Raw genomic sequence first — 23,606 nt, forward strand, 5'->3', positions numbered from 1 at the left:
CCGGGACGGCGACGAACCATTTCGTTCTGTCGAGCGACCTCAGTCGCGCTCGACGACGACGCTCGCGCCGAGGACGGCCAGCCCGGCGACGAGGCCGACCGCGCTCACCAGCCACGGCGTCACGGGAGCCGCCGAGAGCGAGAGGTACGGTTCGATCCCGTTGCGCCGGAGGCCGTCGAGCGCTTCGAGCCCCCAGTGACCGCTCGCCAAGAGCGAGACGCCGCCGACGACGCCGAGGCCGCCGGTGACGAAGCCGACGCCCGTGAGCGCGTCCTCCGCGGCGAGGAGGGTCCAGATGTCGTCGTCGCTCGGCTCCGGACCGCGGGCGAGGCGGCGCTGGAGCGTGACGAGGCCGAGACCGGCGCCGGCGGCCGCGACCGTGCCGAACAGGGCGACCGCCGCGACGCCGAGCGAGGTCGACGCCGGTGGGCCGGTGAAGGCCGCCTCCCGGACGGGCGCCGGCAGCGTCGCGACGAGCGGGGCTGCGAGCGCGGCGATCAGCGCGAGGCCGCCGCAGATCCGTGCCTTCCGGATCGGGGACATCGGGACGACGATGTTCGCCGCCCGCTTGAGTTCGTATCGCGATCGGTCGGCCGGATCGAATCGGGTGTCGTCGTCGGGCATCCGTGTGATAACGTGAATCACGGTCCGGAGCGGTGAAACCCTGACGCCGAACCGCACGGTCGGTCGACCGCCGGCGAGCAGTTCGGCGGCGACACCCCCGCTTCGAAATCCTTTTACAGCTTTCGAGGGGATATACGCTTAACTGAACCATGGACGTCGATATCATCTCCGAGGACGAGAATCCGATGCTGCACCGTACCGATATCCGCTTCGAGACGACCCACGAGGAAGCGACTCCCTCGCGGCTCTCGGTCCGCGACTCGCTCGCGGCCAAGCTCGACAAGGACTCCGAGGAGGTCGTCGTCCACGAGCTCGACACGAAGTTCGGCATGCGCAAGACGGTCGGCTACGCGAAGGTGTACGACTCCGCGGCCGACGCGTTAGACGTCGAACAGGACCACATGCTCGAACGCAACAAGATCGGCGACGAGGACGCGGACGCCGAGGAAGCGTAACGCCGCCGGATGCGGGTTCTCGGCATCGAAGGTACCGCGTGGTGTGCGAGCGCCGCGCTGTACGACGCCGAGACCGACTCAGTTCTCATCGAATCCGACCCCTACGAACCGGACAGCGGCGGCATTCACCCGCGCGAGGCCGCCGAACACATGTCCGAGGCGATCCCCGAGGTCGTCGACCGGGTGTTGACCGCGGCCGAGGCGGAACACGGCCCGGACGCCGTCGACGCGGTCGCGTTCTCGCGAGGTCCCGGGCTGGGCCCCTGTCTCCGGATCGTCGGGACCGCGGCGCGGTCGCTCGCCGGGACGCTCGACGTGCCGCTCGTCGGGGTCAACCACATGGTGGCGCACCTGGAGATCGGTCGCCACCGCTCCGGCTTCGATAACCCCGTCTGTCTGAACGCCTCGGGGGCGAACGCGCACCTGCTCGGTTTCCACGACGGGCGGTACCGCGTCCTCGGCGAGACGATGGACGCGGGCGTCGGCAACGCGATAGACAAGTTCACCCGGCACGTCGGCTGGAGCCACCCCGGCGGGCCGAAGGTCGAGGCGGCGGCCGCGGAGTACACCTCCGAGGCGGAAGCGGACGCTGATGGAGCTGATCTCCTCGATCTGCCCTACGTCGTCAAGGGGATGGACTTCTCGTTTTCCGGGATCAGCTCGGCCGCCAACGACGCCGCGGACGCCGGCGTCCCGACCGGCGAGATCTGCTTTTCGCTCCAAGAGCACGTGTTCGCGATGCTCACCGAGGTGGCGGAGCGCGCTCTGTCGCTGACCGGCGCCGACGAACTCGTCTTGGGCGGCGGCGTCGCCCAGAACGACCGGCTGCGGGAGATGCTGGCCGCGATGTGTGACGCTCGCGACGCCGACTTCCACGCGCCGGAGCCGAGATTCCTCCGCGACAACGCCGGGATGATCGCCGTGTTGGGCGCGAAGATGGCCGCGGCCGGCGACACGCTCCCGATCGCCGAGTCCGCGGTCGACCCGAACTTCCGACCGGACCAGGTGCCGGTGACGTGGCGGTCGGGGGAGTCGGTCGCACGGGTCCCCGGGGATACCGGAGCAAACTCGGGAGGCGCGCCGACGGCCGATCACCGCGGCGCGGAGGCGACCGTCACGGTCGACGGGGACGGCGGCGACAGTCGCGTGATCAAGCGCCGCGTCCCGAAGTCGTACCGGCACCCCGAGTTAGACCGCACGCTCAGACGCGACCGGACCGTCGCTGAGGCCCGGCTGACGAGCGAAGCGCGCCGCGCGGGGGTCCCGACGCCGCTCGTGTACGAGGTCGATCTCCCGGCCGGAACGCTGACCCTTCAGCACGTCGGCGAGCGCGACCTCGCGGCCGCGCTCGACGAGCGATGGACCGAGGCGGTCGGCCGCCACCTCGGACGGCTTCACGGCGCCGGCATCGTCCACGGCGACCCGACGACCCGGAACGTGCGAGTGGGGTCGAGCGGCGCGGGGGACGCGGAGACGGACGGCGAGTCGAGCGACGCCGCGGACGCGGGACCGAGCGCGAGGCCGGACGCCGCGTCGCGGACGTATCTCATCGACTTCGGACTCGGCTTCCACACCGGCCACGTCGAGGACCACGCGATGGACCTCCACGTGTTCGAGGGGTCCGTCCGCGCGACGGCGACGGATCCCGAGCCCCTGATCGCGGCGTTCGAAGCCGGGTACGAGGCAACCGGCGACGGCGAAGTCCTCGACCGACTTCGGGACGTGGCGAACCGTGGTCGCTACCGCTGACGGCGGGGGATCGGCCGATCGGTCGTGTGGACGTCCGCGGTTCGATCGCCGATCGGTGGCGCCACGATTTATGGTGCCGGCGGATAGACGTACGGATATGGCAGACAAACCGTCGTCCGGAGAGGTTCTCGGGATCCCGTACAACTTCGAGCGTCCGAGCCTCGGGCGGCTGCTCTCGTCGTACTGGCAGCCCGACAAGGGAATGCTCGTCGAGAAGCCGTTCGGTATCGGGTACACGCTGAACCTCGCCAACTGGCGCTCGTGGATCGTCCTCGCGGTCGCCGGCGGGCTCTACTACCAGCAGCAACAGTCGGGCGGAGCGGCCGCCGTCGACGAGTCCGCGGACGGGGACGACGACGGGCCCGTCGAAGTGATCGTCGACGACGACTGATCTTAACCGCGAGGGGGTGCCGGCCTCGTCCGCGTCGTGGTCGGCGGTCTCAACGTTGATTCCGCATCGGTTTCTTTTAAATACGAGTAGACTGTATTTCGGGTAATGAAAGTAGAGTTCGAATGCTCGTGTTCGGAGGAGATCTCCGAGTTCACTCGGGGTCAGACCAGCCGCGGGGTCCACGTCGAATGCGGGAACTGCGGCGCGGTGTACGCCGTGACGATCACCGAGTTGGACTAGCGGGCTCGGACGCCGACTCGAACCGGAGGCGGACCGTGGTGCCGTCGTCGTCCGCGGCGAACCGGACGGTGCCGCCCTGCGTCTCACACAGCCACTTGACGAGCCACAGTCCGATACTGCTCGCGTGCGAGAGGGGCGTCTCCTCTTCGGCCTGTAACACCGCGCGCTCGTCCGGCGGGATCCCCGGCCCGTTGTCGGTGACTTCGAGGCAGGTGGTCGTCCCGTTCTCGCGGACCGTCGCCTCCACGCGGCGCGTCGCGCCGTCGTTGTGCGTCACCGCGTTCTCGAACACCTCGCGGATCGGGTACGCGACGGAGTCGTCGGCGCGGATCCACGCCTCGGAGGGTGCCTCGACGCTGACCGAGGCGCTCCCGGCGTCGACGACGCCGACCGCCTCGTCGACCGCGTCGACGAGGTCGACGCGGCCCTCGGGGTGGTCGGGGGACGCGTCCTCGATCGCTCGGAGCTTCTCGCTGATGGCGACGACGTCGTCGGTCGTCTGTCGGATCGTCTCCAGACACTGCTGGCTCCGGTCGTCGTCGATCCGGTCCGCCAGCAGGTCGGTGTAGCCGCGGATCACGTTGAGGTCGTTGCGGATGTTGTGCCGAAAGACCCGACTCAGAACCTGTAGCTGCTGGTTCGAGGTTTCGAGCTCCCGGTTGGCGGCCTCCGCCCGCCGCCGATGGTGGGTGACGGCACCGTAGAGGATCGCACCCGAGCCGGCGACCAGCAGCCAGTCACCCGCGAGGCGCGCGGGCGTCCACCCGACCGCGGACCCGCTCACGGACGCGACCGCGACGTCGACCGCGAGCGCGAACAGCGCTCCGCCACAGAGGTACACGGCGGTGAGAACCGTCGCCGACCGCCCGAAGAGGTGTTCCGAGGTATATTTCATTTATATTTAGTTTTACACCCGGTGGATTTTCTTCGCAGGAAACATCTCGACGGCCGACGGCTTAAGTTTTCACCGGCGACCCGCCCGGACCGCCAGCGACGGCGACCGGGTTCACCACGGCGCGCAGTCCGCACAGACGAGGGCGTCACCGTCGCGCCAGCATCGTTCGACCCGCTCGCCGCACCGGTCGCAGTCCGCGCCGTCGGCGTGCCACGTCGAGGTGGGGCTCGCGGGGTCGACGCGGTCGACGTCGCCGTCGACGGCCGCGTTCGAGCCGTCGTCAACGGCAGCCTCCGAGCCGTCGGCTCCGGCCTCGGTGCCGGCGTCCGGAGCGAAGTCGTCGAGCGACCGGTCCTCGGACATCTACGCCTCCCGCCGGAGGCGGTCGACGACGTAGTCGCGCTCCAGTTCGCCGAGGAACTCGCCGAGCCGGGGGCCCTGCGTGTCGTCGAAGAACAGGCGGTACCCCGCCGCGAAGAAGTCGCTGACCTCGACGTCGTGGTCGCGAGCGGTCTCGTACATCGCCGCCTGAATCTCCTCGCCGTCGTGGCCGGCGGCGACGAAGTCGGCGAGGTCGTCGAGCGCGGCCGCGACCGCGTCGTCGAACTCGACCGCGGGGAGGTCGGTCTGGAGTAGGTAGTCGTACTCGTTTTCGGTCCGCTCGGCCCAGTTCCGCGCGTTTTCGACCCTGGCGAGCGCGGCGTCGACGGCGTCGGCGTCCGCGTCGGGGGGGACGTGCCCCTCGTCGCGGGCGAGGCGCTCGCGGAAGTCGGGGTCGTCGACCATCCCGAGGACCGCCGCGAACGTGTACGGGAGCCTGAGGGGTTTCTCCGTCGGCGGGTCGTCCGCTCGACCGACGACGAACGGGTACGCGCGCTCGGCGAACGCTGTGAGGTCCTCGTCGTCGACCTCGCCGAAGTAGGCGCGTTCGAACCGGTCGAAGCGGTCGACGAGTTGGTCGAGCCGCCCGATGTCGAGGTCGCGGGCCTTCTTCGGGTGGAGCGCGAAGAAGAAGCGCAGCACCTCGGGTTCGAGCAGCTCCAACAGCTCCTGTACCGTGACGACGTTCCCCTCCGAAGAGGAGAACGCCTCGCCGTTGAGCGTGAACCACTCGTACACCATCGGCACGGGCGGCTCCTCGCCGAAGACGTTTCGCGCCACGTCGACGCCGGAGGGCCACGAACCCTCGGCGTGGTCCTTCCCGAACGGCTCGAAGTCGACGCCGAGGACCCCCCACTGGGCGGGCCACTCAAGCCGCCACGGGAGCTTCCCCTCGCGGAACGTCGCGGTGCCCTCGTGGCCGCAGCCCTCGATGGTGTTGCCGCCGGCGTCCATGTCCGTACAGACGTACTCGACGGTCTCGCGGTCGAGATCGATCGCCGTCACCGTCTCCGTCACCTTCCCGCACTCCGCACAGATCGGGTTGAACGGGACGTACTCGTCGTCGACCTTGTCCTGGTACGGGGAGAGCACCTCGCGGACGCGGTCCGCGTCGGAGAGGACGGTTCGGACCGCGTCGTCGAAGTCGCCTTCGGCGTACAGCGCCGTGTTCGAGAGCATCTCGACGGGGACGTTCAGCCGGTCCGCGTCGGCCTTGAGCAGCCCGGCGAAGTGGGCCGCGTACGACTCCGCCTCGCCGAACGGGTCCGGGATCGCGGTGTACGGCTTCCCGAGGTTGCGGCCGAGCGCGCCCGCGTCGACCTCGCCGAGCCCGACGATGTCGCCGTCCGCGTTCGCCAGCTTGCGCGGCACCTTCCGCAGCGGGTCCTTGTCGTCGGAGGTGAACACCTGCCGGACCTCGTGGCCGCGGTCGCGCAGCACCTCGGCGACGAAGTAGCCGCGCATGATCTCGTTGAAGTTGCCGAGGTGGGCGACCCCGGACGGCGAGACGCCGCCTTTGATGACGATCGGCTCGTCGGGGTCGCGCGCTTCGACCTCGTCGGCGACCACGTCGGCCCAGAAGGCGTGGTACGCCTCGTCGCTTCCGTCGGCGGAGTCCCCGTCGTCGAGCGCGGACCCCCCCGAGAGAATGTGTGGGGAGTCGTCGCCTTCGGGGGGAGCGGCGTCGTCCGCGCTCATCTGTTCCCCGCCCAGCGGCTCGGTTCGTCGGCGTCGACCGGGACGACGTCGGTCCCGGTGTGGTCACCGCGGAGGACCGCGTCGACGACGGCGGTCGGGTCGGTCCCGTCGAGAACGACCGAGCGGATCCCCGCCCGGTCGATCAGCTTCGCCGCGAGCAGGTCCACGGGGGCGGACGCGCCCGCGTCGCGGCTCATCGGGAGGACCACCTCGACGAGTTCGGCCGGCGACAGGGTCGCGAACTGCGTCGCGTCCGGGTCGGCGTTGGGGTCGGCGTCGTACACGCCGTCGGCGCTCGTGGCGTACACGAGCAGGTCGGCGTCGACCGACTCGGCGAACGCGGCGGCGACCGCGTCCGTCGTCTGCCCGGGCGTGACGCCGCCCATCACCGCCACCTCGTCGCGGCGGAGCGCCGCGCCCGCCTCCTCGTAGTCGGTCGCCGGCGCGAGGTTCGCGCGGTCACCGAGGGCGGCGATCAGGAGCCGGGCGTTGAGGCGGGTCGTGCCGATACCGAGCCGGTCGAGTTCGACCTCGTTGGCGCCCAGGTCGCGGGCCGTTTCGATGTACTCGCGGGCGACGCCCCCGCCGCCGACGACGACCCCGACCTCGCAGCCGTCGGTGACCAGCCGTTCGATCGCCTCGGCGTACGCGGCCACGCGCTCGGGGTCGAGGTCCGGCGCGAGCACGCTCCCGCCGATAGAAACGACGACTCTCATTGGCGACGACTACCCCTGTCGCGGTCTTAAGGATTGTCAAGCCCGGACGCGGCGGGAAGCGGACGGGCGGTACTCTCGGAGCGGTCGAGCCGACCGGGAAACGCCTAAGCCGGTCGCGGCCCGCCCTCGGGTATGCGACCGATATCGATCGTCGGTGACGGGGCGTCGGCGCTGGCGCGGCGGCTGGCGGCGCGGCTCGACGGGCGGGTCGCGGTCGTGGAACGCGACGGCGACCCGGACGAGACGCCCCGGTCCGAACCGGAGCCGAGCGACGACGCGTCCGGAGCGGACACCGCGATCGCGTTCGACGGGGACGGGAACTGGAGCGGTCGGGGGACGGTCGAGGGGTTCGACGACCTCCTCGACGGCCTCGCGCCCGACCACGACTACCTGCTCGCGGTCGGCGCGTCGCGGCTGCGCGTGCCCGCGGTCCTCCTCGGTCCGAACCCGGACCCCGAGGGCGTTCCGGGGACGGTCCTCGCGACCGCGGCCGAACCCGACGACGTCGACCTCGACGCCCTCGTCGCCGACCTCGACGAGGCGGAGCCGTGGATCACCCGGGAGGCGCTGGTGCGGCGCGTCGAGGCGTCTGCGGACGCCGACCGATCGGGCGCGATCGCGACGTTCACCGGGCGCGTCCGCGCCCGCGACGGCCCGGACGACGACCGGACGACTCACCTCGCGTTCGAGAAGTACGAGGGGGTCGCCGGAGAGCGGATGGACGCCATCGCCGACGAACTCGCGGCCCGGGACGGCGTCTTCGACGTGCGGATGCACCACCGGACCGGCGTGATCGAGGCGGGCGAGGACATCGTCTTCGTCGTGGTGCTCGCCGGTCATCGGGGTGAGGCGTTCCGGACGGTCGAAGACGGGATCGACCGGCTGAAAGACGAGGTTCCGATCTTCAAGAAGGAGGCGACGGAGTCGGAGACGTTCTGGGTACACCGCCGCGACTGAACGGAGGGGCTAATCGGTCCGACCCACCCGACCCGTCGCTTCAGATCCGGCCGCGTCGGAGCGCCCGACCGAGCGCGCGGCGGCCGCGTCGGCGCCTCGGAGGGAGCAGCATGCGGCTGTTTTTGCTGGCAGTTGGCGAGCGAGCGGGGTATCGGTGAGCGACTCGGTGGTCTGGTTTCCGTTCGAGGAAACGCCCTTAGAACAGAGCATAAAATTTCTAAAGCGCTTTGAAACGTTTCTGAAGAGTCCGTCAGACACGTTTTAGCCCGCGAGTTTCGATGAAACGCGGTGAAACCCCCTGAACGTCGCCCAACGGTGTCACCTTTATAACACCCTTCGGCGGCAAGCGTGGGATGTACTATGAGCGCGACGACGAACCCCTCCACGAACGCGAGCGCGAACGATGACCGCAGTAAGGAAGAGCGGCTGAAGCGGTACCTGATCGACCGCGCACAGGACGGTGAGATGTACTTCAAAGGGAAGTTCATCTCCGAGGATGTCGACCTCTCGCCGAAAGAGATCGGGGCCCTGATGGTGAAGCTCCGCGACTCCGCGACGGAGCTCACCGTCGAGAAGTGGTCGTACACGGGCGCGACGACGTGGCGCGTCGAGCCCGCCTGAATCGGTCTCGGGCCGCGAACGAACCGTACCCCGCTTGATCCCCGCCGCGCTCGGTCCGCGGCGTGGTCCCCGTAACGCGCTTTTCGGACTGACCGACCGCCCGCTTGACCCCGCCACCGACCGGTTCGACCGGCCGGTTCCGGTTCCCGTACCCGCCGACGCGGGGTTTATACTCGCCGACGAGTTACGACGTGACGATGCCAGAACACGAGGACGCGGCGACGGCCGCTGACGGCGCGCCGCGTCCCGAACCGCTCCGGACGTTCTTCCGGATCGACGAGGTCCGGCAGGAGGACGGCCGCGTGCGGTACCGCGGCGAGTCGTACGTCCCGGAGCGGACGCTGTTGCGGAAGCTGACCCCCCACTTCCGCGAGGCGGGCTACGAGGTCGACGTCGAGGCGGTCGAGGGCGGTCACGTCGTCGTCGCCACGCCGTTCGACCGCGGGCGAGACGGGATCCCCTGGGTGAACCTCGCCATGTTCGCGGCCACGGTGCTGTCGACCCTGTTCGTGGGCGCGTACGGCTGGTACTACGTTCCGCTCGCGGAGATCCAATCGAACCCGCTCACCCTGCTTCAGGCGTGGCCGTTCACCGCCGCCGTCCTCGGGGTGCTGATGACGCACGAGCTCGGCCACTACGCCGCCGGCCGCTATCACGGCGTCCCCGTCTCGCTTCCGTACGTCATCCCGTTCGTCTTCCCGTTCGGGACGCTCGGCGCCGTCATCCGTATCCGCGGACGGATGCCCTCGCGGAAGGTGCTCTTCGACATCGGCGCGGCCGGGCCGATCGCGGGGTTGGTCGCGACGGTGACGGTGACCGCGATCGGGCTGTCGCTCGACCCGATTCGGGTGCCCGCGGAGCTCGCGAACGCGTCGGAGACGATGATCCGGTTCAACAACCCGCCGCTTTTGGGCCTCATCTCCGATCTCCTCGGCCGGCCGACGAGCTACGCGGACCCGCAACTCACCGCGCATCCGGTCGTGATCGGCGGATGGGTGGGGATGTTCTTCACCCTCCTGAACCTCCTGCCGGTCGGGCAGCTCGACGGCGGCCACATGGTCCGGGCGATGGTCGGCCCGCGGCAGGAGACGGTGGCGGCGCTCGTCCCCGGCGTCCTGTTCGGGATCGCCGCGTACCTCCACTTCTGGCGGGGCCTCGGGCTGAACGAGTCCGTCGGGCTGTGGGCGTTCTGGGGCGTGTTCGCGGCGGTGATCGCGTTCAACGGTCCGGCGAACCCGACGGACGAGGGAGGGCTGGGACTCGCCCGGCTCGCGGTCGGTGTCGCCACGTTCGCCGTCGGCGCGCTCTGTTTCCTCCTCGTTCCGATCCAGGTCGTCGGCGCATGACGGCGAAACGGGTGATATCGACGCCGTGACCGCCGTTCTCTCCCGGCTGCGAACTGGCGTCGAGCGGCTCGGCTTCCGGACGCTGTACCGGCTCGCCGACCTGACGTACGCTCTCGGCGTCGCCACCCCGAAGCGCACGGTCGCCGGGGGGTACTGGAGCTACGAGCCGACGAACCCGCACGGCGACGACCCCGGGCTCGCGGCGCTCGACCGACTCCCCGACGACGCGGTGATCCTCGACGTGGGCGCGCACGTCGGCGAGCACGCCATCCCGCTAGCGCGCGGTACCGACCGGCGCGTGGTCGCGTTCGAGCCCAACGGCGAGAGCGCTGACCGGCTGGCTCGAAACGTCGAACGGAACGGGCTCGGGGAGCGGATCGACCTCAGGCGGGCCGGCCTCGGGGACGCGAACGCGACGCTGACCTTCTATCGGTCGACGTTCTCGAAGTGTTCCGCGTTCGACCGCGACCTCGCGACGAGGTGGGGCGCGAGCGTCGCGGGCACCGAGCGAGTGCCGATCCGCCGGCTCGACGACCTCGTCGAGCGAGTGGGTGACGGCGACGGAGCGGGCGAGGGTGAAGAGACGGACGGCGCCGACGAGGCCGACGAGCCGGGCAGCACCGGCGATACGGAGGGCGCCGAGCCACTCGACTCGGTCCCGCGGCCGGACGCGATCAAGGTCGACGTGGAGGGCCGCGAGGCCGCGGTGCTCCGGGGCGCGGCGGCGACGATCGCGGCGTGTCGCCCGCTCGTGGTCGTCGAAGTCCACGGCGAACCGGCGGGCGACGAGTCGACACGAGCCGCGACCGGGCCGGCGGAGTCCGACGCGGCGGCTCTCCTGACGTGGCTCGAGACGCGGGGCTACGCGGTCGAGGAGGCGGGAGACGTGTGGGTCTGTCGGCCGACGAGAGAGCCGAACGGGGAGGCGTGAGTCAGTCCTCCCGGCGCTTCTTCATTCCCTGCCGGGTGAACTGCGGGGTGGCGCGGAGGCCGCGCTTGCTCCGGAACGACCGGTACAGCGCGATCGCGAGCGGTGCGGCCAGCGCGAGGACGACCGCCGCGAGCCGCCAGTTCTCCGCGAACGAGTAGAGGATCGTCGCCGAGAGGACGCCGACAGCGAGCAGCACCGAGTAGGCGATCCGCATCGCCAGCTTCTCTAAGACCTTCGTGTCGTCCTCCAAGACGACGTTGACGGTCAGGTCGTCGCGGTTGGCGCGGTCGAGGAACTCGTCGGCCTTCGGCGGGACCGTGAACAGCGCCTCGGTGGTCCGCTGGACCTGCCTGCCGGCGTCCTCGGCGAGGTCGCGGGCGGTCTGCTCGTAGTACCCCTCGTCGCGGAGGTAGTCGGTCGCCGTCGAGATGAAGTCGAAGTCGGGGTCGAGCGTGACGCAGACCCCCTCCACGACGGTCGCGACCCGGAGGACCAAGGCGAGGTTCGGCGGGAGCCGCAGCGGGAACTCGTAGATGGTCGACTCCACCTGTTCGATGATCTGGTTCACCTGGTACTGCTCGATGTCCTCGCCGCTGGCGTCGGCGATGGCCAGCTCCATCACGTTGCCCATCACCTCGCGGTCCGCCTCCGGCGAGAGCGTGCCCATCGAGATCAGCGTGTCGAGGATGGCGTCGATGTCCTGTCTGGCGACCGCGACGTAGAAGTCGACGATCTTCTCCTGGATGAACGGGTCGACGCGGCCCGCCATCCCGAAGTCGTAGAAGATCACGGCGCCGTCGTCCGCGACCGCGAGGTTCCCGGGGTGGGGGTCGGCGTGGAACACGCCGTCTTCGATGATCATCTGGAGGTACACCTCCTGGAGCGTCTCCGCGATGGCCGTCCGGTCGTGGCCCGCCTCGTCGAGCCCGTCGATGTCGCTGATCTTCGTGCCCGGGACGTACTCCATCGTGAGCACCCGCGGCCCGGAGACGGCCTCGTACGTCTCCGGGATGCGGATCTGGTCGTTGTCGGCGAAGTTGCCGCGGATCTCTTCGAGCATCGTCCGCTCGCGGTCGTAGTCCATCTCCTCGCGGATCGTCTTGGCGAACTCGTCCGCGAGGTTCTCCAGCGAGAACGCTCGGCCGGCGCCGGTGAACCGCTTGATCAGCGGGATCGACCAGCGGATCGTCCGGAGGTCGGCCTCGACGAGCGACTCGATCCCGGGCCGGCGGACCTTCACGGCGACCGAGTTCCCCTCGTACTGAGCCGTGTACACCTGTCCGAGGCTCGCGCCGCTTATCGGGTCGCGGTCGAAGTCGTCGAACGTCTCGTCGACGGGGCCGAACTCGTCTTCGAGGACGACCTTCGACTCTTCCCACGGGGCGGGCGGCACGTCGTCTTGGAGCCCCTCTAACACCTCGATGTACGCCGGCGGCAGGATGTCGGGCCGGGTCGAGAGGATCTGTCCGAGCTTGATGAACGTCGGGCCGAGCGTGAGCAGGATGTCGAGCAGGACCGCGGCCCGCTCGCGCTGGGTCTCGGCGTCGACCTCGCGGCTCCCGCCGAACAGGAAGTACCGCCGACTGTCACGCCAGTAGGTGATGATGAGCGGCGAGAACTGCCGCAGAACGACGACGAACCGCCAGTACGCGCGAAGGTTGACCAGCGTGACCACCCGTCAGGCGTCGCCCTCGTCGTCCGCGTCGTCGACGGGGATGCTCCGAGAGACCTCGCGCTCTCGCTTGGGGAGGGAGATCTCGAGGACGCCCCGGTCGATCTCGGCGTCGGCTCCGGCGCCGTCGGCGTCGGTGGGGAGGGGGAGTTCGGCGTCGAGGAACAGCGGGCGGTCCTCACGGACGTACTCGAACCCGTCGGGGACGGCCTTGTCGCGGCGTCCCTCGATATCGATCCGTCCGTCCTCGACGAGGACCTCGGTGGTCTCGGCGGTCGCGCCGGGGAGGTCGACGACGAGCACGTACCCCTCGTCGGATTCGAGGAGATCCGCAAACACCGCGTCCGGGAGGTCCCGGAGCGCGTCGCGTAGCGCTGACATGGACGATGGTAGGGTCGCCGCGGCGAAAAAGCTGTGGAAAGGGCGGGTTCCGGCCGCGTGACCTCGCACCGACGATGGCGACGCCGCCGGCCGTCCGCGCGTTCGTCAGGCCGCCTCGAGGGCCCCTGTGACCCTCGTCAGTCGTCGTCAGTCGTCGTCGCCGATGTCGAGGTCGAACTTCCCGAGGTCCTCGCCCTGCGATTCGCCGGGGAGGATGTCGCCGAGCCCCGCGCCGAACGCGGCGGCGGCCCAGACGACCGCGATCCGCCCCGCGCGCTCCGCCGCGGTCGGGTCGCCCTCGTGGAGCCGTCCCCAGAACAGGAGCATCACCGCCGAGGTGGTCAGCGACACGAGGAGAACGCCGGCGTACCGACGGGGAATGAGCCCGAATATCGGGTGGCGGATCGTGATCTGCCGGAAGTCCGCGAAGTAGAGGAGCCCGGCGACGGCGGCGAGCACGAACCCGACGTGGACGAAGAGGAGGACGGGGACCCCCCGGACGGTCGTCGCGGCGAACCACGCCGCGATCTCGAAGACGCCACCCTCGACGAGGAGGGGGAGCGCGAACAGCACCGCCCCCACGAACGACTCGGCCAGGTCCCGCGAGGTGTACTTGGTGATCCGCTCGGTGAGCACCGAGCGACCGGGCATCCGCTCGACGAGCGAGATGGTCTGTTTGACCTTCTCGCGCTCGCGCGGGTCGTCGACGGTGTCGCTGAGCGAGTCGAGGTTCGCGAGCAGGTCGTCGATGTCGGGTTCGGCGGGGCCGTGGTCGACGTGGGGTTGCGGCTCCGCCTCACCGGCGTCGGGGTCTCGCTCGTCGCTGTCGACCATATGTCGCCGGGACGCGCGAGGGCGCCAAAAGGGTACTGACGAGCGGGCTCGCGCGCCTCGGTACGAGAGCGGCGCCGCTCTCGCTCAAAGCGAGTCGAGAAAGCCCGACAGGGCGTCGTTGAACGCGGCCGGACGCTCGATCATCGCGAGGTGCGCGGCGTCCGGGACCGTCGTCCACTCGGCGCGGGGGACGTTGTCGGCGAGGTACTCGTGGTACGCCGGCGGGGTCAGTTCGTCGTGTTCGCCGACGACCGCGAGCGTCGGGACGCCGATCCCGTCGAGGCGGTCCCGCACGTCGAAGGCGTGGCAGGTCAGGAAGTCCCGTTCCGTGACCTCTCGCCCGCACGCACGCATGGCCGCCTCGGAGAGGTCGACGTACTCGGCGGGCGCGTCGTGGAACAGTCGGCCCGGCGCGTGAAGCAGCGAGACGGCCCGCTCGAAGTCGTTCGCGAGCGCGTCGCGGAGGGGGTCGGCCACGCCGAGCTTCGCGCCCGTGCCGGCGAGGACGAGCCCGTCGAGCCCGAGGTCGCGGTCGAGAGCGATCCGGAGCGCGACCGCGCCGCCGAGCGAGTTGCCACAGAGCGCGGTCGCGTCCGTCGCCTCCATGACCGCGACGACGTCGTCCGCGTACGCGTCGAGCGTCTCCGGGCCCGCCGCGGTCCCGACGTCGTCGCTGTCGCCGTGCCCGGAGAGATCGACGGCGACGCCGGGGTATCGGTCCGCGAGCCGTGCCTGCGACTTCCAGACGTCCTTCGTGCCGCCGCTCCCGTGAACGAAACAGACCGTCGGCCCCTCGCCGCCGCGGTCGAAGCGGCGGTACGCCGTCGCGCGACCGTCGTGGGTGACCCGTTCCATGTCGAGACGGTTCGACGCCGAGCGGTATAAACGCCGGAGGGAGCCGGGGCCGCAGCGAGATCGGTGAACCGAACGCCCCGGCGGCGGCCGGGTGTGGCGTATTTCGACCCCGAACCGCTACACTACCGAAGCGAGTGAATAGCGCCACGTCTTGCGGTTTTGAGCGACAGCTTTAAATATCTACACCACTAACTCGTAGTTAGGATGAATCACATACAAACTCGATCGACCGGCGACGGCGCGTTGCTCCGCCGGTACGAGTACGACGACGGCTGGATCGTCGCCGCCGATCTCGGCGTCGACGACGAGGCCGTCACCGTCGACACCGTCGGCACGACGGCGATCGTCGTCGTTGAGGGACCGGACGAGCCGGTCGAATCTGAGTTCGAGCTGCCCGGGACGGCCACGTCCGCGAGCGTCACGAACGGGGTGCTCACCGTGGAGGGCGAGCGATGAAGCTCACCGTCAAGCCCCTGAAACAGAAGGACGCCGGCCGACGGCTCGCGGCGATCGACCGCGTCGCGGCCGACGAGCTCGGGCTCTCCGGCGGGGACATCGTCCGCGTCGAGGGTGGCGAGGGCGCCGCGATCGCGCGCGTCTGGCCCGGCTACCCCGAGGACGACGGGACCGGCGTGATCCGCATCGACGGCCGCCTCCGACAGGAGGCCGACGTGGGGATCGACGACCGCGTGACCGTCGAGGACGTCGACGTCTCGCGGGCGGACGCGGTCACGATCGCCTTCCCCAGCCAGCTGCGGGTGCGGGGCCAGATCGCTCCGTTCATCCGCGACAAGCTCTCCGGACAGCCCGTCACCGAAGGACAGACGATCCGCACGTCGATGGGCTTCGGCCTGATGGGCGGCCAGTCGCAGGCCGTTCCGATGAAGATCGCCGAGACGAGCCCGGGCGGCACGGTGGTCATCACCGACGAGACGGAGATCAGCATCTCCGAGATCTCCGCCGAGGAGATCGCCGACCGCGGCGAGGCCGGGAGCGGGACCGGCGAGGGGCCCGACGTCACCTACGAGGACATCGGCGGGCTCGACGACGAGCTCGAACAGGTCCGCGAGATGATCGAGCTGCCGATGCGGCACCCGGAGCTGTTCAAGCGCCTCGGCATCGACCCGCCGAAGGGCGTCCTGCTCCACGGGCCGCCGGGCACCGGGAAGACGCTGATCGCGAAGGCGGTCGCCAACGAGATCGACGCCAACTTCCACACCATCTCCGGCCCGGAGATCATGTCGAAGTACTACGGCGAGAGCGAAGAGCAGCTCCGTGACGTGTTCGAGGAGGCCGCTGAGGAGGCGCCCTCGATCATCTTCATGGACGAGCTTGACTCGATCGCGCCCAAACGCGAGGAGGCCGGCGGCGACGTGGAACGCCGCGTCGTGGCCCAGCTCCTCTCGCTGATGGACGGGCTCGAGGAGCGCGGCGAGGTCGTCGTCATCGGGGCGACGAACCGCGTCGACGCCATCGACCAGGCGCTCCGACGGGGCGGTCGCTTCGACCGCGAGATCGAGGTCGGCGTGCCCGACCGCGACGGTCGCAAGGAGATCCTCCAGGTCCACACGCGGAACATGCCGCTGACCGACGGGATCGACTTAGACGAGTACGCTGAGAACACGCACGGCTTCGTCGGGGCCGACCTCGAGTCGCTCGCGAAGGAGTCCGCGATGCACGCGCTGCGGCGCATCCGCCCCGAGATCGACCTCGAATCGGACGAGATCGACGCCGACGTGCTGAACAGCATTCAGGTCACCGAGGACGACTTCAAGCAGGCGATAAAGGGCATCGAGCCCTCGGCGCTGCGCGAGGTGTTCGTCGAGGTTCCGGACGTCAGCTGGGACCAGGTCGGTGGCCTCGAGGGCACCAAAGAGCGGCTCCGCGAGACGATCCAGTGGCCGCTCGAGTACCCCGAGGTGTTCGAGGAGCTCGACATGCAGGCCGCCAAGGGCGTCCTCATGTACGGCCCGCCGGGCACGGGGAAGACCCTGCTCGCGAAGGCCGTCGCCAACGAGAGCGAGTCGAACTTCATCTCGATCAAGGGGCCCGAGCTGTTGAACAAGTACGTGGGCGAGTCCGAGAAGGGCGTCCGCGAGGTGTTCAGCAAGGCCCGCGAGAACGCGCCGACCATCGTGTTCTTCGACGAGATCGACTCGATCGCGACCGAGCGCGGCAAGAACTCCGGCGACTCCGGCGTCGGCGAGCGCGTCGTCTCCCAGCTGCTGACGGAGCTGGACGGCCTCGAATCGCTGGAGGACGTGGTCGTCATCGCGACGACGAACCGTCCGGACCTCATCGACTCCGCGCTGCTGCGCCCCGGTCGCTTGGACCGGCACGTCCACGTGCCCGTCCCCGACGAGGAGGCGCGCCGCCGGATCTTCGAGGTCCACACGCGCAGCAAGCCGCTGGCCGACGACGTCGACCTCGACGCGCTGGCCCGCAAGACAGAGGGGTACGTCGGCGCCGACATCGAGGCGGTCGCTCGCGAGGCGTCGATGAACGCCTCCCGGGAGTTCATCGGCAGCGTCACGCGGGAGGAGGTCGGCGAGTCCGTCGGCAACGTCCGCGTGACGATGGCGCACTTCGAGGACGCGCTGAACGAGGTGAACCCGAGCGTCACCCCCGAGACGCGCGAGCGGTACGAGGAGATAGAAAAGCAGTTCCAGCGGTCGGAGGTCAACCGCGACGAGGCCGAACCGGGCGCGGCGTTCCAGTAAGGCGCGCTCCCGACTTCGCGGCCGCGTTTTTTAGATCAGTCCGATCGCCGACAGCAGGTAGAACGCGGCGACGACGACGATCCCGATCGTCACGAGCCGCCACGCCAGCTTCAGGACGAACTTTCCGACGACGATGACGAGCGCGACGGCGACGAGCGCGACGAGCAGTTGGCCGAATTGACTGCCGAGCAGCGCGGCCTGTGCCGGCGCGAGTAGCCCGGCGAGCGCGAGCGATGATGCGGTCATGTGCGGGCCCACGGCGACGCCGGGCATAAGCTTGTGGGACCGGACCGCGGGGACAGTTATGGAAATCTGATAGGTTCGTGGCAAGATCTGCGGGAAATCCGGACGTACACGCGCCGACACGGCGGGTACGACGACGGCAACGTCCGTCTACACCGCGGGAAACGCCGGCGGCGACCCCCCTTTTCTTCCGGTGGGAGACCCCTTCCTCCGTGCGGTTTCCCCGAGTACCGTTCAGTTTCACTCCGGTCTGGCTACGCTTATGTGTCCGGAACCCGTCCCTTGGTGACGTACCGGAGTTAGCGTCAGACGCGCGGCACAGACGTTACATAGCGAATCGGACATATACGCGCCGATCGGGTCCGAACATCCGAACCTACAAGGGCCCGCCTCGCCAGTACACCAACACTACAAATGATTCAGATCCCACGCCAGTCCAGCGGGGTGACCGTCGAATGAGCAGCGACGGTGTCACCGCCGACGACCTCGAACTGCCGATCAAACGCACCACCGGCGACACGATGGAAGAGCGCCTCACGGGCAACGCCTATCACAACATCCTGCCCGCGCGCTACCTCCGGAAGAACGCCGACGGCGAACCGGACGAGGACCAAGAGGAGCTGTTCGACCGCGTCGCGCGCAACGTCGCGCTCGCGGAGGCCGTCTTCGAAGCCGGACGGCAGGGCGTCGACGTCACGGTCACGCCCGACCAGCTGAAGCCCGACCACCCCCGGCGCGACGAGCTCGCGGCCGAAGTGTTCGGAACGGGGACCACGGCCGGCGACGACGTCGAGACGACGCTGACGGAGGACAACGTCAATAAGTTCGCGTACGACACCGTCGTTCCCGAGCTGCCCGACGACGTGCGCGACCACGTCGAGTCGACCGCGGAGACGTTCCGCGACGGGATGGAGTCGCTCTCCTTCATGCCGAACTCGCCCACGCTGATGAACGCGGGCGACGAGCTCCAGCAGCTCTCCGCCTGCTTCGTCGACTCCCCGGGCGACGACATCACCGACATCCACCAGACCGCCAAGGAGGCGGCCGAGGTGTTCCAGTCGGGCGGCGGCATGGGGTACGCCTTCTGGCAGCTTCGGCCCTACGGCGACGCGGTCGGCTCCACCGGCGGCATCGCCTCCGGGCCGATCACGTTCATGCGGACGTTCGACCAGATGTGCGAGACGATCGCGCAGGGCGGCGCGCGCCGCGGCGCCCAGATGGGCGTCATGCGCATCTCGCACCCCGACGTCATCCAGTTCATCCACGCGAAGAACAAAGACGTCTCGCTGGCCCACTCGCTGCGGCTCAACGACCCCGACGACTTCACGCACAACTCCTTCGCGGACGCCTTAGAGGAGGCGCGCGAACTTATCGACGACGACGGCAAGGTGCCGGAACACCTCCGGAACGCCGTCGAGGGCCACCTCTCGAACTTCAACATCAGCGTCGGCGTCACCGACGACTTCATGGACGCCCTGCGGAACGACGAGGAGTTCACCTTCACCAACCCCCGCACCGGAGAGGCCCACGTCGCGACGCCGGAGACGAAGGAGCTCTACGACATGTTCGGGCTCGGCGAGCACGTCGAAGTCGGCGAGGAGCTCTCGATCCCGGCCGCCGAGATCTGGGACGACATGATCGAGGGCGCCCACGAGAACGGCGAGCCGGGCGTCGTCTACCTCGAGCGGATCAACAAAGAGCACTCCTTCGACGTCGAGGAGAACCCGGACCACCGGATCCTCGCGACGAACCCCTGCGGCGAGCAGCCCCTCGAGGAGTACGAGGCCTGTAACCTCGGTCACATCAACCTCTCGACGCTCGCGGACCTCGACGCGCCGGACTGGCGCGTCTGGTCCGACGAGCACGCCGACGAGTACGACTCCGAGGCGGCCGCGATCGACGCCTTCCTCGAGGAGGCAATCGACTTCGAGGAGTTCGACGACCGGATCGCGTACGGCACGCGATTCTTAGAGAACGTCGTCACGATGTCCGACTTCCCGGTCGACGAGATCGAAGAGAAGGTCCGCGACATGCGGAAGATCGGACTCGGCATCATGGGGCTGGCGCAGCTGTACATCCAGCTCGGCGTCCGCTACGGCTCCGAGGAGGGCAACGAGATCGCCCGCCAGCTGATGACCCACATCAACCACGAGTCGAAGCTGGCCTCCCACGAGCTCGCCGAGGAGCGCGGGACGTTCAACGACTGGGAGGACTCGAAGTACGCGAACCCGACGGAGTACGGCGACTGGTTCGAACACTACACCGGGCTCGACGCCGACGAGTGGGCGGACGGCTTCCCGATCCGCAACCACAACACGACGACGATCGCCCCCACGGGGACGACGTCGATGATCGGCAACACGACGGGCGGCTGTGAGCCCATCTACAACGTCGCCTACTACAAGAACGTCTCCGACGACGTTCAGGGCGACGAGATGCTCGTCGAGTTCGACGACTACTTCCTGCGCACCCTGGAGGCCAACGACGTCGACGTCGAGGCCGTCAAGGAGGAGGCGCAGACGCAGATGGCAGAAAACGAGTTCGACGGCGTCGACGGGCTGGAGACGGTTCCGGACGCCATCGGCGAGCTGTTCGTCGTCACCGGCGACCTCTCGGCGAAGGACCACGCCGGGGTTCAGGTTGCCTGCCAGAAGGGCGTCGACTCCGCCATCTCGAAGACCGTCAACGCGCCGAACGACTCCACGCTCGGCGACGCCAAGGAGGTCTTCGAGTACATCTACGAGAACGGCGGGAAGGGCGTCACCTACTACCGCGACGGCACCCGCTCGAAGCAGGTGCTCACGACGCGCGCACAGAACACCGAGTTCGCCGACGAGAGCGAGGCCGCGGAGACGATCGTCGAACAGATCGGCGAGGTGTTCGGCGGTATCGAGGCGTTCCTCGACAACGAGGACGTCCAGGCGGCCATCGACACGGAGATCGCGGACCTGCTCGAAGCGACGGAGCAGCCGCAGATCGACTACAGCGAACGCAGCCCGCGCCCCGACTCCCTGTCGGGCGTCACCCAGCGCGTCGAGACCGGGTACGGCAAGCTGTACGTCACCATCAACGAAGACGAGAACGGCCGCCCCTTCGAGCTGTTCGCGAACATCGGCCACTCCGGCGGCTACACGAACTCCTTCACCGAGGCGCTCGCGAAGGTGATCTCGACGGCGCTCCGCTCGGGCGTCGACCCCGAGGAGATCGTCGACGAGCTACAGGGCACCCGGAGCCCGAAGGTCGCGTGGGACAAAGGCGAGCAGATCCAGTCGATCCCGGACGCGATCGGCACCGCCCTGCGCCGCTACCTCGACGACGACGTCGACAAGGGGATCCCCCAACAGCAGAGCCTCGACGACGTCGAGGGGAGCGCGGTGAGCGAGTCGGCCGGCCGACCGGGCCAGACCGACGGCGGCGCGGCCGCCGACGCGGCGGCCGACAAGGGCGCACTCGACGCGCCCGAGGCGGCCGAGACGGACGACGCGGCGGGCGCGGACGACGCGATGCAGGAGCTCATCGCGGCGGGCGAGTCGCCCGAGTGCCCCGAGTGCGGCGGCATGAACCTCTACTACTCCGAGGGCTGCAAGACGTGCGAGTCGTGCGGCTGGTCGGAGTGTTGAGCGGGCGGTAACGAGCGGCCGACGACGCCGTTCCTTTTATTGAACGCCGGATTCCGTCAGCGGCGGCTTCGTCGGTCTAGAGGCGAACGCGACGCTCTCTGGGGGCGAGAACTAAGAGGAACCGCTACCGCACCGGGTCAGTCGTCTTCGAGCGCCTGCGCGATGCGCTGGAGCTGTCGCGTCGCGTCGCGGACCTCGTCGCGGAGCTGGCGCACTTCGCGGACGAGCTCTTCGTTGCCGCCGTCGTCGCCGCGGCCGCCGCGCTCGCCCTGCGCGCCGGGACCGCCGCCCATGCCGGGGGGGCCGCCCGCGCCGCCGGTGCCGCCGCCGCCGCCCATCATGCCGGACATCATCTGCGCGAAGGGGTTCCCGCCGCCGCCACCGCCCATCCCCGGCGGGCCGCCGCCGCCCATCATCTCCTCGGGGTCGGGCCGGTCGCCCTCCTCGCGCTCCTCCTCGCGTCGCTCGCGGATCTCCTCGACGCGCTCGCGGAAGGACTTCTCCTCGCCGTCGTCGCCCTCGGGGGCGTCGCCCTGTTCGCCGGCCGCGCCGTTCTCGGGGTCGGTCGCGTCGTCGTCTGCCATGGGCGAGCGTTCGTCGGCGCGGCCGAAAAGGGTTGCCGTGGCGTCCGCGACGGTGCGCTTATAAGTCGGGGGCGAGCGGCGGCGCGGACGGCCCGCCCGCGTCAGGTCCGAACCATGCGGTGGCAGTTCGGGCACTCCGTCGCCTCCGTGTTCCGGCCGGCCGCGGGCACGCGGTCGCCGCAGTTCGGACACCGCGTCCGGGCGCGAGCGTACTCCGTGCTCGATCGGACGGAGGATCTGTCTGCGTCGTCGGCCATAGACGCGTGTTACTGGTTCTCATAAAAATACGTTGTCGACATATCCCTAAAACACGATTTAGGCCGACGAGCGCGCGGCGTCCGCGCGCGCCGCCCTCACTCGTGGCCGGAGACGCGGACCGGCTCGTACGGTTCCTCGAGCCATTCGAGGTCGGACGTCGAGAGGTCGATGTCGAGCGCCTCGACCGCGTCTTCGAGGTGTCCGACGCTCGTCGTGCCGACGATGGGCGTGTCGACGCTCTCTTTGTGGAACAGCCACGCGAGCGCGATCTGCGCCATCTTGACGCCCTTCTCGTCGGCGAGTTCCCCGACGCGCTCGTTGACCGCCGGCCCGCCCCCCTCGCGGTAGGGGTGCGCGTAGAGGTGGTCTTCGGTCTCGCCGCGGAGCGTCGCGTCCACCTCCTCGTGCGGGCGCGCCAGGTAGCCGCGCGCGAGCGGGCTCCACGGCATCACGCCGATCCCCGCTTCCTGACAGAGGGGGAGCATCTCGCGCTCCTCCTCGCGGTACGCGAGGTTGTAGTGGTTCTGCATCGTGGCGAACCGCTCGTACCCCTCGCGCTCGCTGGTGTGCAAGGCGTCCGCGAACTGGTGGGCCCACATCGAGGAGGCCCCGACGTACCGCACGTCGCCGCGCCGCACGGCGTCGTCGAGCGCCGCCAGCGTCTCCTCGACCGGGGTCTCGTAGTCCCAGCGGTGGATCTGATAGAGGTCGATCGTGTCCATCCCCAGTCGGTCGAGGCTGTTAGACAGCTCCTGTTCGATCGCCTTCCGGGAGAGGCCGCCCGAGTTCGGGTTCGACTCGTCCATCTGGAAGTACCCCTTCGTGGCCACGACGAACTCGTCGCGGTCGTACCCGTCGAGCGCCTCGCCGAGGACGCGCTCGCTCTCGCCGTTCGAGTACATGTTGGCGGTGTCGAAGAAGTTCACGCCGAGGTCGATGGAGCGTTCGACCAGCTCTTTGCCTTCTTCCTCGTCGAGGACCCACTCGCGCCAGTCGGAGTCCCCGAAGCTCATACAGCCGAGACAGATCTTCGAGACGGTCGTGCCGGTGTCGCCGAGCGTCGTGTACTCCATACCGCGATCACTCCGAGCCGAAATAAAAAGCTACGCGCGGGGGCGACGCTCGTCGGTAATCGACGCGTCGGGCGCGGCGGCACGTGCCGGGCGTTTCGGACGGTGCCGGTTCCGGAGCTACAGGTCCCGAAACGACGCCGTGTACACGAGGAACGCGCCCGTGAGGATGACGAACGCGAGGAAGGTCACGAGCGCGAGCACGTTCGCGATCGGCGCGAGCGCGACGAGGAAGGACTGTCCGGTCGAAGCGAGTACTAGGACGGCGAGGAGGGCGGCGATCAGGCCGAGCAGCCAGTTCGTGAGGACGTTGTCCATGCGTCGCCCGAGACGAGGCGCTAACAAAAAGCCGCGGATGACGCGGC

At 69.2% G+C, this 23,606-nt stretch carries 25 protein-coding genes; 11 read left to right on the forward strand and 14 right to left on the reverse strand.

Translation table 11 applies throughout. The features are described 5' to 3' along the window. Positions 1-39 precede the first annotated feature (39 nt). Positions 40-624: a hypothetical protein gene (locus tag ABDZ89_RS00690; RefSeq protein WP_343775570.1), complete on the reverse strand. Its 585-nt coding sequence runs from the start codon at positions 622-624 to the stop codon at positions 40-42. A gap of 149 nt (positions 625-773) precedes the next feature. On the opposite strand from ABDZ89_RS00690, the gene ABDZ89_RS00695 reads away from it, so the two are divergent. The 4 genes from ABDZ89_RS00695 to ABDZ89_RS00710 all read left to right on the forward strand — a co-directional run bounded on the left by ABDZ89_RS00695 (position 774) and on the right by ABDZ89_RS00710 (position 3,459). Next, on the forward strand, positions 774-1,079 hold the full coding sequence (locus ABDZ89_RS00695; RefSeq protein ID WP_343775572.1) for a 30S ribosomal protein S24e: 306 nt from the start codon (positions 774-776) through the stop codon (positions 1,077-1,079). A gap of 9 nt (positions 1,080-1,088) precedes the next feature. Continuing rightward, positions 1,089-2,828 carry a bifunctional N(6)-L-threonylcarbamoyladenine synthase/serine/threonine protein kinase gene (locus ABDZ89_RS00700; RefSeq protein ID WP_343775574.1) on the forward strand — a complete coding sequence of 580 codons (1,740 nt, stop codon included), beginning with the start codon at positions 1,089-1,091 and terminating at the stop codon, positions 2,826-2,828. A gap of 97 nt (positions 2,829-2,925) precedes the next feature. Next, the gene (locus ABDZ89_RS00705) at positions 2,926-3,219 is read left to right on the forward strand and encodes a DUF5808 domain-containing protein (RefSeq protein ID WP_343775576.1); all 294 of its coding nucleotides are present in this window, start codon (positions 2,926-2,928) and stop codon (positions 3,217-3,219) included. A 105-nt stretch (positions 3,220-3,324) separates the two neighbouring features. Beyond that, positions 3,325-3,459, forward strand: coding sequence for a hypothetical protein (locus ABDZ89_RS00710; protein WP_343775579.1), 135 nt, complete (start codon positions 3,325-3,327; stop codon positions 3,457-3,459). Here the strand turns inward: ABDZ89_RS00710 and ABDZ89_RS00715 are convergent. The 4 genes from ABDZ89_RS00715 to pyrH all read right to left on the reverse strand — a co-directional run bounded on the left by ABDZ89_RS00715 (position 3,443) and on the right by pyrH (position 7,149). Beyond that, positions 3,443-4,354: a sensor histidine kinase gene (locus ABDZ89_RS00715; RefSeq protein ID WP_343775581.1), complete on the reverse strand. Its 912-nt coding sequence runs from the start codon at positions 4,352-4,354 to the stop codon at positions 3,443-3,445. The genes ABDZ89_RS00710 and ABDZ89_RS00715 overlap by 17 nt on opposite strands. Before the next feature lie 111 nt (positions 4,355-4,465). Then, positions 4,466-4,717 carry a DUF7573 domain-containing protein gene (locus ABDZ89_RS00720; protein WP_343775584.1) on the reverse strand — a complete coding sequence of 84 codons (252 nt, stop codon included), beginning with the start codon at positions 4,715-4,717 and terminating at the stop codon, positions 4,466-4,468. Then, positions 4,718-6,433 (reverse strand): lysine--tRNA ligase, encoded by a 1,716-nt coding sequence (gene lysS / locus ABDZ89_RS00725; protein ID WP_343775587.1) that lies wholly within the window; start codon positions 6,431-6,433, stop codon positions 4,718-4,720. It lies immediately after the preceding gene. Continuing rightward, positions 6,430-7,149, reverse strand: coding sequence for a UMP kinase (gene pyrH / locus ABDZ89_RS00730; protein ID WP_343775589.1), 720 nt, complete (start codon positions 7,147-7,149; stop codon positions 6,430-6,432). The genes lysS and pyrH overlap by 4 nt, the downstream gene beginning before the upstream one ends. Before the next feature lie 132 nt (positions 7,150-7,281). On the opposite strand from pyrH, the gene ABDZ89_RS00735 reads away from it, so the two are divergent. The 4 genes from ABDZ89_RS00735 (at position 7,282) to ABDZ89_RS00750 (ending at position 11,004) form a co-directional block, all read left to right on the forward strand. Next, entirely contained in the window at positions 7,282-8,106 is an 825-nt protein-coding gene (locus tag ABDZ89_RS00735) for a molybdopterin synthase (protein ID WP_343775591.1), read from the forward strand. 360 nt (positions 8,107-8,466) lie between these two features. Then, complete coding sequence (locus ABDZ89_RS00740) at positions 8,467-8,727, forward strand: DUF7123 family protein (protein ID WP_343775594.1); 261 nt, start codon at positions 8,467-8,469, stop codon at positions 8,725-8,727. A 197-nt stretch (positions 8,728-8,924) separates the two neighbouring features. After that, the gene (locus ABDZ89_RS00745; protein ID WP_343775597.1) at positions 8,925-10,073 is read left to right on the forward strand and encodes a site-2 protease family protein; all 1,149 of its coding nucleotides are present in this window, start codon (positions 8,925-8,927) and stop codon (positions 10,071-10,073) included. A gap of 25 nt (positions 10,074-10,098) precedes the next feature. Further along, entirely contained in the window at positions 10,099-11,004 is a 906-nt protein-coding gene (locus ABDZ89_RS00750) for an FkbM family methyltransferase (protein WP_343775600.1), read from the forward strand. 1 nt (position 11,005) lies between these two features. On the opposite strand, the gene ABDZ89_RS00755 is transcribed toward ABDZ89_RS00750, so the two are convergent. The 4 genes from ABDZ89_RS00755 to ABDZ89_RS00770 all read right to left on the reverse strand — a co-directional run bounded on the left by ABDZ89_RS00755 (position 11,006) and on the right by ABDZ89_RS00770 (position 14,746). Continuing rightward, a complete protein-coding gene (locus tag ABDZ89_RS00755) occupies positions 11,006-12,679 on the reverse strand; it encodes an ABC1 kinase family protein (protein ID WP_343775603.1) in 1,674 nt (557 codons plus the stop codon). 3 nt (positions 12,680-12,682) lie between these two features. Continuing rightward, on the reverse strand, positions 12,683-13,057 hold the full coding sequence (locus ABDZ89_RS00760) for an Hsp20/alpha crystallin family protein (RefSeq protein WP_343775606.1): 375 nt from the start codon (positions 13,055-13,057) through the stop codon (positions 12,683-12,685). A 147-nt stretch (positions 13,058-13,204) separates the two neighbouring features. After that, positions 13,205-13,891 (reverse strand): DUF2391 family protein, encoded by a 687-nt coding sequence (locus ABDZ89_RS00765; RefSeq protein WP_343775609.1) that lies wholly within the window; start codon positions 13,889-13,891, stop codon positions 13,205-13,207. Positions 13,892-13,975: 84 nt separating this feature from the next. Beyond that, positions 13,976-14,746 (reverse strand): alpha/beta fold hydrolase, encoded by a 771-nt coding sequence (locus tag ABDZ89_RS00770; RefSeq protein WP_343775612.1) that lies wholly within the window; start codon positions 14,744-14,746, stop codon positions 13,976-13,978. Positions 14,747-14,950: 204 nt separating this feature from the next. Between ABDZ89_RS00770 and ABDZ89_RS00775 the strand changes: the two genes are divergently transcribed. Beyond that, complete coding sequence (locus ABDZ89_RS00775) at positions 14,951-15,202, forward strand: Hsp20/alpha crystallin family protein (RefSeq protein ID WP_343775615.1); 252 nt, start codon at positions 14,951-14,953, stop codon at positions 15,200-15,202. Continuing rightward, positions 15,199-17,466, forward strand: a complete 2,268-nt coding sequence (locus ABDZ89_RS00780; protein ID WP_343775617.1) for a CDC48 family AAA ATPase — start codon at positions 15,199-15,201, stop codon at positions 17,464-17,466. The genes ABDZ89_RS00775 and ABDZ89_RS00780 overlap by 4 nt, the downstream gene beginning before the upstream one ends. 30 nt (positions 17,467-17,496) lie before the next feature. Here ABDZ89_RS00780 and ABDZ89_RS00785 read toward each other — a convergent pair whose 3' ends face one another. Continuing rightward, on the reverse strand, positions 17,497-17,739 hold the full coding sequence (locus ABDZ89_RS00785; protein ID WP_343775620.1) for a DUF8029 family protein: 243 nt from the start codon (positions 17,737-17,739) through the stop codon (positions 17,497-17,499). A gap of 425 nt (positions 17,740-18,164) precedes the next feature. Between ABDZ89_RS00785 and ABDZ89_RS00790 the strand changes: the two genes are divergently transcribed. Next, complete coding sequence (locus ABDZ89_RS00790) at positions 18,165-21,329, forward strand: adenosylcobalamin-dependent ribonucleoside-diphosphate reductase (RefSeq protein ID WP_343775622.1); 3,165 nt, start codon at positions 18,165-18,167, stop codon at positions 21,327-21,329. Positions 21,330-21,466: 137 nt separating this feature from the next. Here the strand turns inward: ABDZ89_RS00790 and ABDZ89_RS00795 are convergent, their stop codons facing one another. The 4 genes from ABDZ89_RS00795 to ABDZ89_RS00810 all read right to left on the reverse strand — a co-directional run bounded on the left by ABDZ89_RS00795 (position 21,467) and on the right by ABDZ89_RS00810 (position 23,559). Beyond that, complete coding sequence (locus tag ABDZ89_RS00795) at positions 21,467-21,913, reverse strand: hypothetical protein (RefSeq protein ID WP_343775627.1); 447 nt, start codon at positions 21,911-21,913, stop codon at positions 21,467-21,469. Between the two features lie 101 nt (positions 21,914-22,014). Beyond that, complete coding sequence (locus ABDZ89_RS00800) at positions 22,015-22,170, reverse strand: hypothetical protein (protein WP_343775630.1); 156 nt, start codon at positions 22,168-22,170, stop codon at positions 22,015-22,017. Positions 22,171-22,266: 96 nt separating this feature from the next. Continuing rightward, on the reverse strand, positions 22,267-23,244 hold the full coding sequence (locus ABDZ89_RS00805) for an aldo/keto reductase (RefSeq protein WP_343775633.1): 978 nt from the start codon (positions 23,242-23,244) through the stop codon (positions 22,267-22,269). Positions 23,245-23,361: 117 nt separating this feature from the next. Beyond that, positions 23,362-23,559: a hypothetical protein gene (locus ABDZ89_RS00810; RefSeq protein ID WP_343775636.1), complete on the reverse strand. Its 198-nt coding sequence runs from the start codon at positions 23,557-23,559 to the stop codon at positions 23,362-23,364. Positions 23,560-23,606 lie beyond the last annotated feature (47 nt).

This window comes from Halorubrum ejinorense (assembly GCF_039522565.1).
GTDB lineage: Archaea > Halobacteriota > Halobacteria > Halobacteriales > Haloferacaceae > Halorubrum > Halorubrum ejinorense.

What these genes read in the sequence shown, in the direction of transcription:
- ABDZ89_RS00790 (WP_343775622.1), top strand. Translation starts at nt 18,165, where the DNA reads ATGAGCAGCGACGGTGTCACCGCCGACGACCTCGAACTGCCGATCAAA.
- ABDZ89_RS00715 (WP_343775581.1), bottom strand. Translation starts at nt 4,354, where the DNA reads ATGAAATATACCTCGGAACACCTCTTCGGGCGGTCGGCGACGGTTCTC.
- ABDZ89_RS00800 (WP_343775630.1), bottom strand. Translation starts at nt 22,170, where the DNA reads ATGGCCGACGACGCAGACAGATCCTCCGTCCGATCGAGCACGGAGTAC.
- ABDZ89_RS00760 (WP_343775606.1), bottom strand. Translation starts at nt 13,057, where the DNA reads ATGTCAGCGCTACGCGACGCGCTCCGGGACCTCCCGGACGCGGTGTTT.
- ABDZ89_RS00700 (WP_343775574.1), top strand. Translation starts at nt 1,089, where the DNA reads ATGCGGGTTCTCGGCATCGAAGGTACCGCGTGGTGTGCGAGCGCCGCG.
- ABDZ89_RS00785 (WP_343775620.1), bottom strand. Translation starts at nt 17,739, where the DNA reads ATGCCCGGCGTCGCCGTGGGCCCGCACATGACCGCATCATCGCTCGCG.
- ABDZ89_RS00690 (WP_343775570.1), bottom strand. Translation starts at nt 624, where the DNA reads ATGCCCGACGACGACACCCGATTCGATCCGGCCGACCGATCGCGATAC.
- ABDZ89_RS00810 (WP_343775636.1), bottom strand. Translation starts at nt 23,559, where the DNA reads ATGGACAACGTCCTCACGAACTGGCTGCTCGGCCTGATCGCCGCCCTC.
- ABDZ89_RS00765 (WP_343775609.1), bottom strand. Translation starts at nt 13,891, where the DNA reads ATGGTCGACAGCGACGAGCGAGACCCCGACGCCGGTGAGGCGGAGCCG.
- ABDZ89_RS00745 (WP_343775597.1), top strand. Translation starts at nt 8,925, where the DNA reads ATGCCAGAACACGAGGACGCGGCGACGGCCGCTGACGGCGCGCCGCGT.
- ABDZ89_RS00695 (WP_343775572.1), top strand. Translation starts at nt 774, where the DNA reads ATGGACGTCGATATCATCTCCGAGGACGAGAATCCGATGCTGCACCGT.
- ABDZ89_RS00780 (WP_343775617.1), top strand. Translation starts at nt 15,199, where the DNA reads ATGAAGCTCACCGTCAAGCCCCTGAAACAGAAGGACGCCGGCCGACGG.
- ABDZ89_RS00775 (WP_343775615.1), top strand. Translation starts at nt 14,951, where the DNA reads ATGAATCACATACAAACTCGATCGACCGGCGACGGCGCGTTGCTCCGC.
- lysS (WP_343775587.1), bottom strand. Translation starts at nt 6,433, where the DNA reads ATGAGCGCGGACGACGCCGCTCCCCCCGAAGGCGACGACTCCCCACAC.
- ABDZ89_RS00805 (WP_343775633.1), bottom strand. Translation starts at nt 23,244, where the DNA reads ATGGAGTACACGACGCTCGGCGACACCGGCACGACCGTCTCGAAGATC.
- pyrH (WP_343775589.1), bottom strand. Translation starts at nt 7,149, where the DNA reads ATGAGAGTCGTCGTTTCTATCGGCGGGAGCGTGCTCGCGCCGGACCTC.
- ABDZ89_RS00720 (WP_343775584.1), bottom strand. Translation starts at nt 4,717, where the DNA reads ATGTCCGAGGACCGGTCGCTCGACGACTTCGCTCCGGACGCCGGCACC.
- ABDZ89_RS00705 (WP_343775576.1), top strand. Translation starts at nt 2,926, where the DNA reads ATGGCAGACAAACCGTCGTCCGGAGAGGTTCTCGGGATCCCGTACAAC.
- ABDZ89_RS00735 (WP_343775591.1), top strand. Translation starts at nt 7,282, where the DNA reads ATGCGACCGATATCGATCGTCGGTGACGGGGCGTCGGCGCTGGCGCGG.
- ABDZ89_RS00740 (WP_343775594.1), top strand. Translation starts at nt 8,467, where the DNA reads ATGAGCGCGACGACGAACCCCTCCACGAACGCGAGCGCGAACGATGAC.
- ABDZ89_RS00770 (WP_343775612.1), bottom strand. Translation starts at nt 14,746, where the DNA reads ATGGAACGGGTCACCCACGACGGTCGCGCGACGGCGTACCGCCGCTTC.
- ABDZ89_RS00795 (WP_343775627.1), bottom strand. Translation starts at nt 21,913, where the DNA reads ATGGCAGACGACGACGCGACCGACCCCGAGAACGGCGCGGCCGGCGAA.
- ABDZ89_RS00710 (WP_343775579.1), top strand. Translation starts at nt 3,325, where the DNA reads ATGAAAGTAGAGTTCGAATGCTCGTGTTCGGAGGAGATCTCCGAGTTC.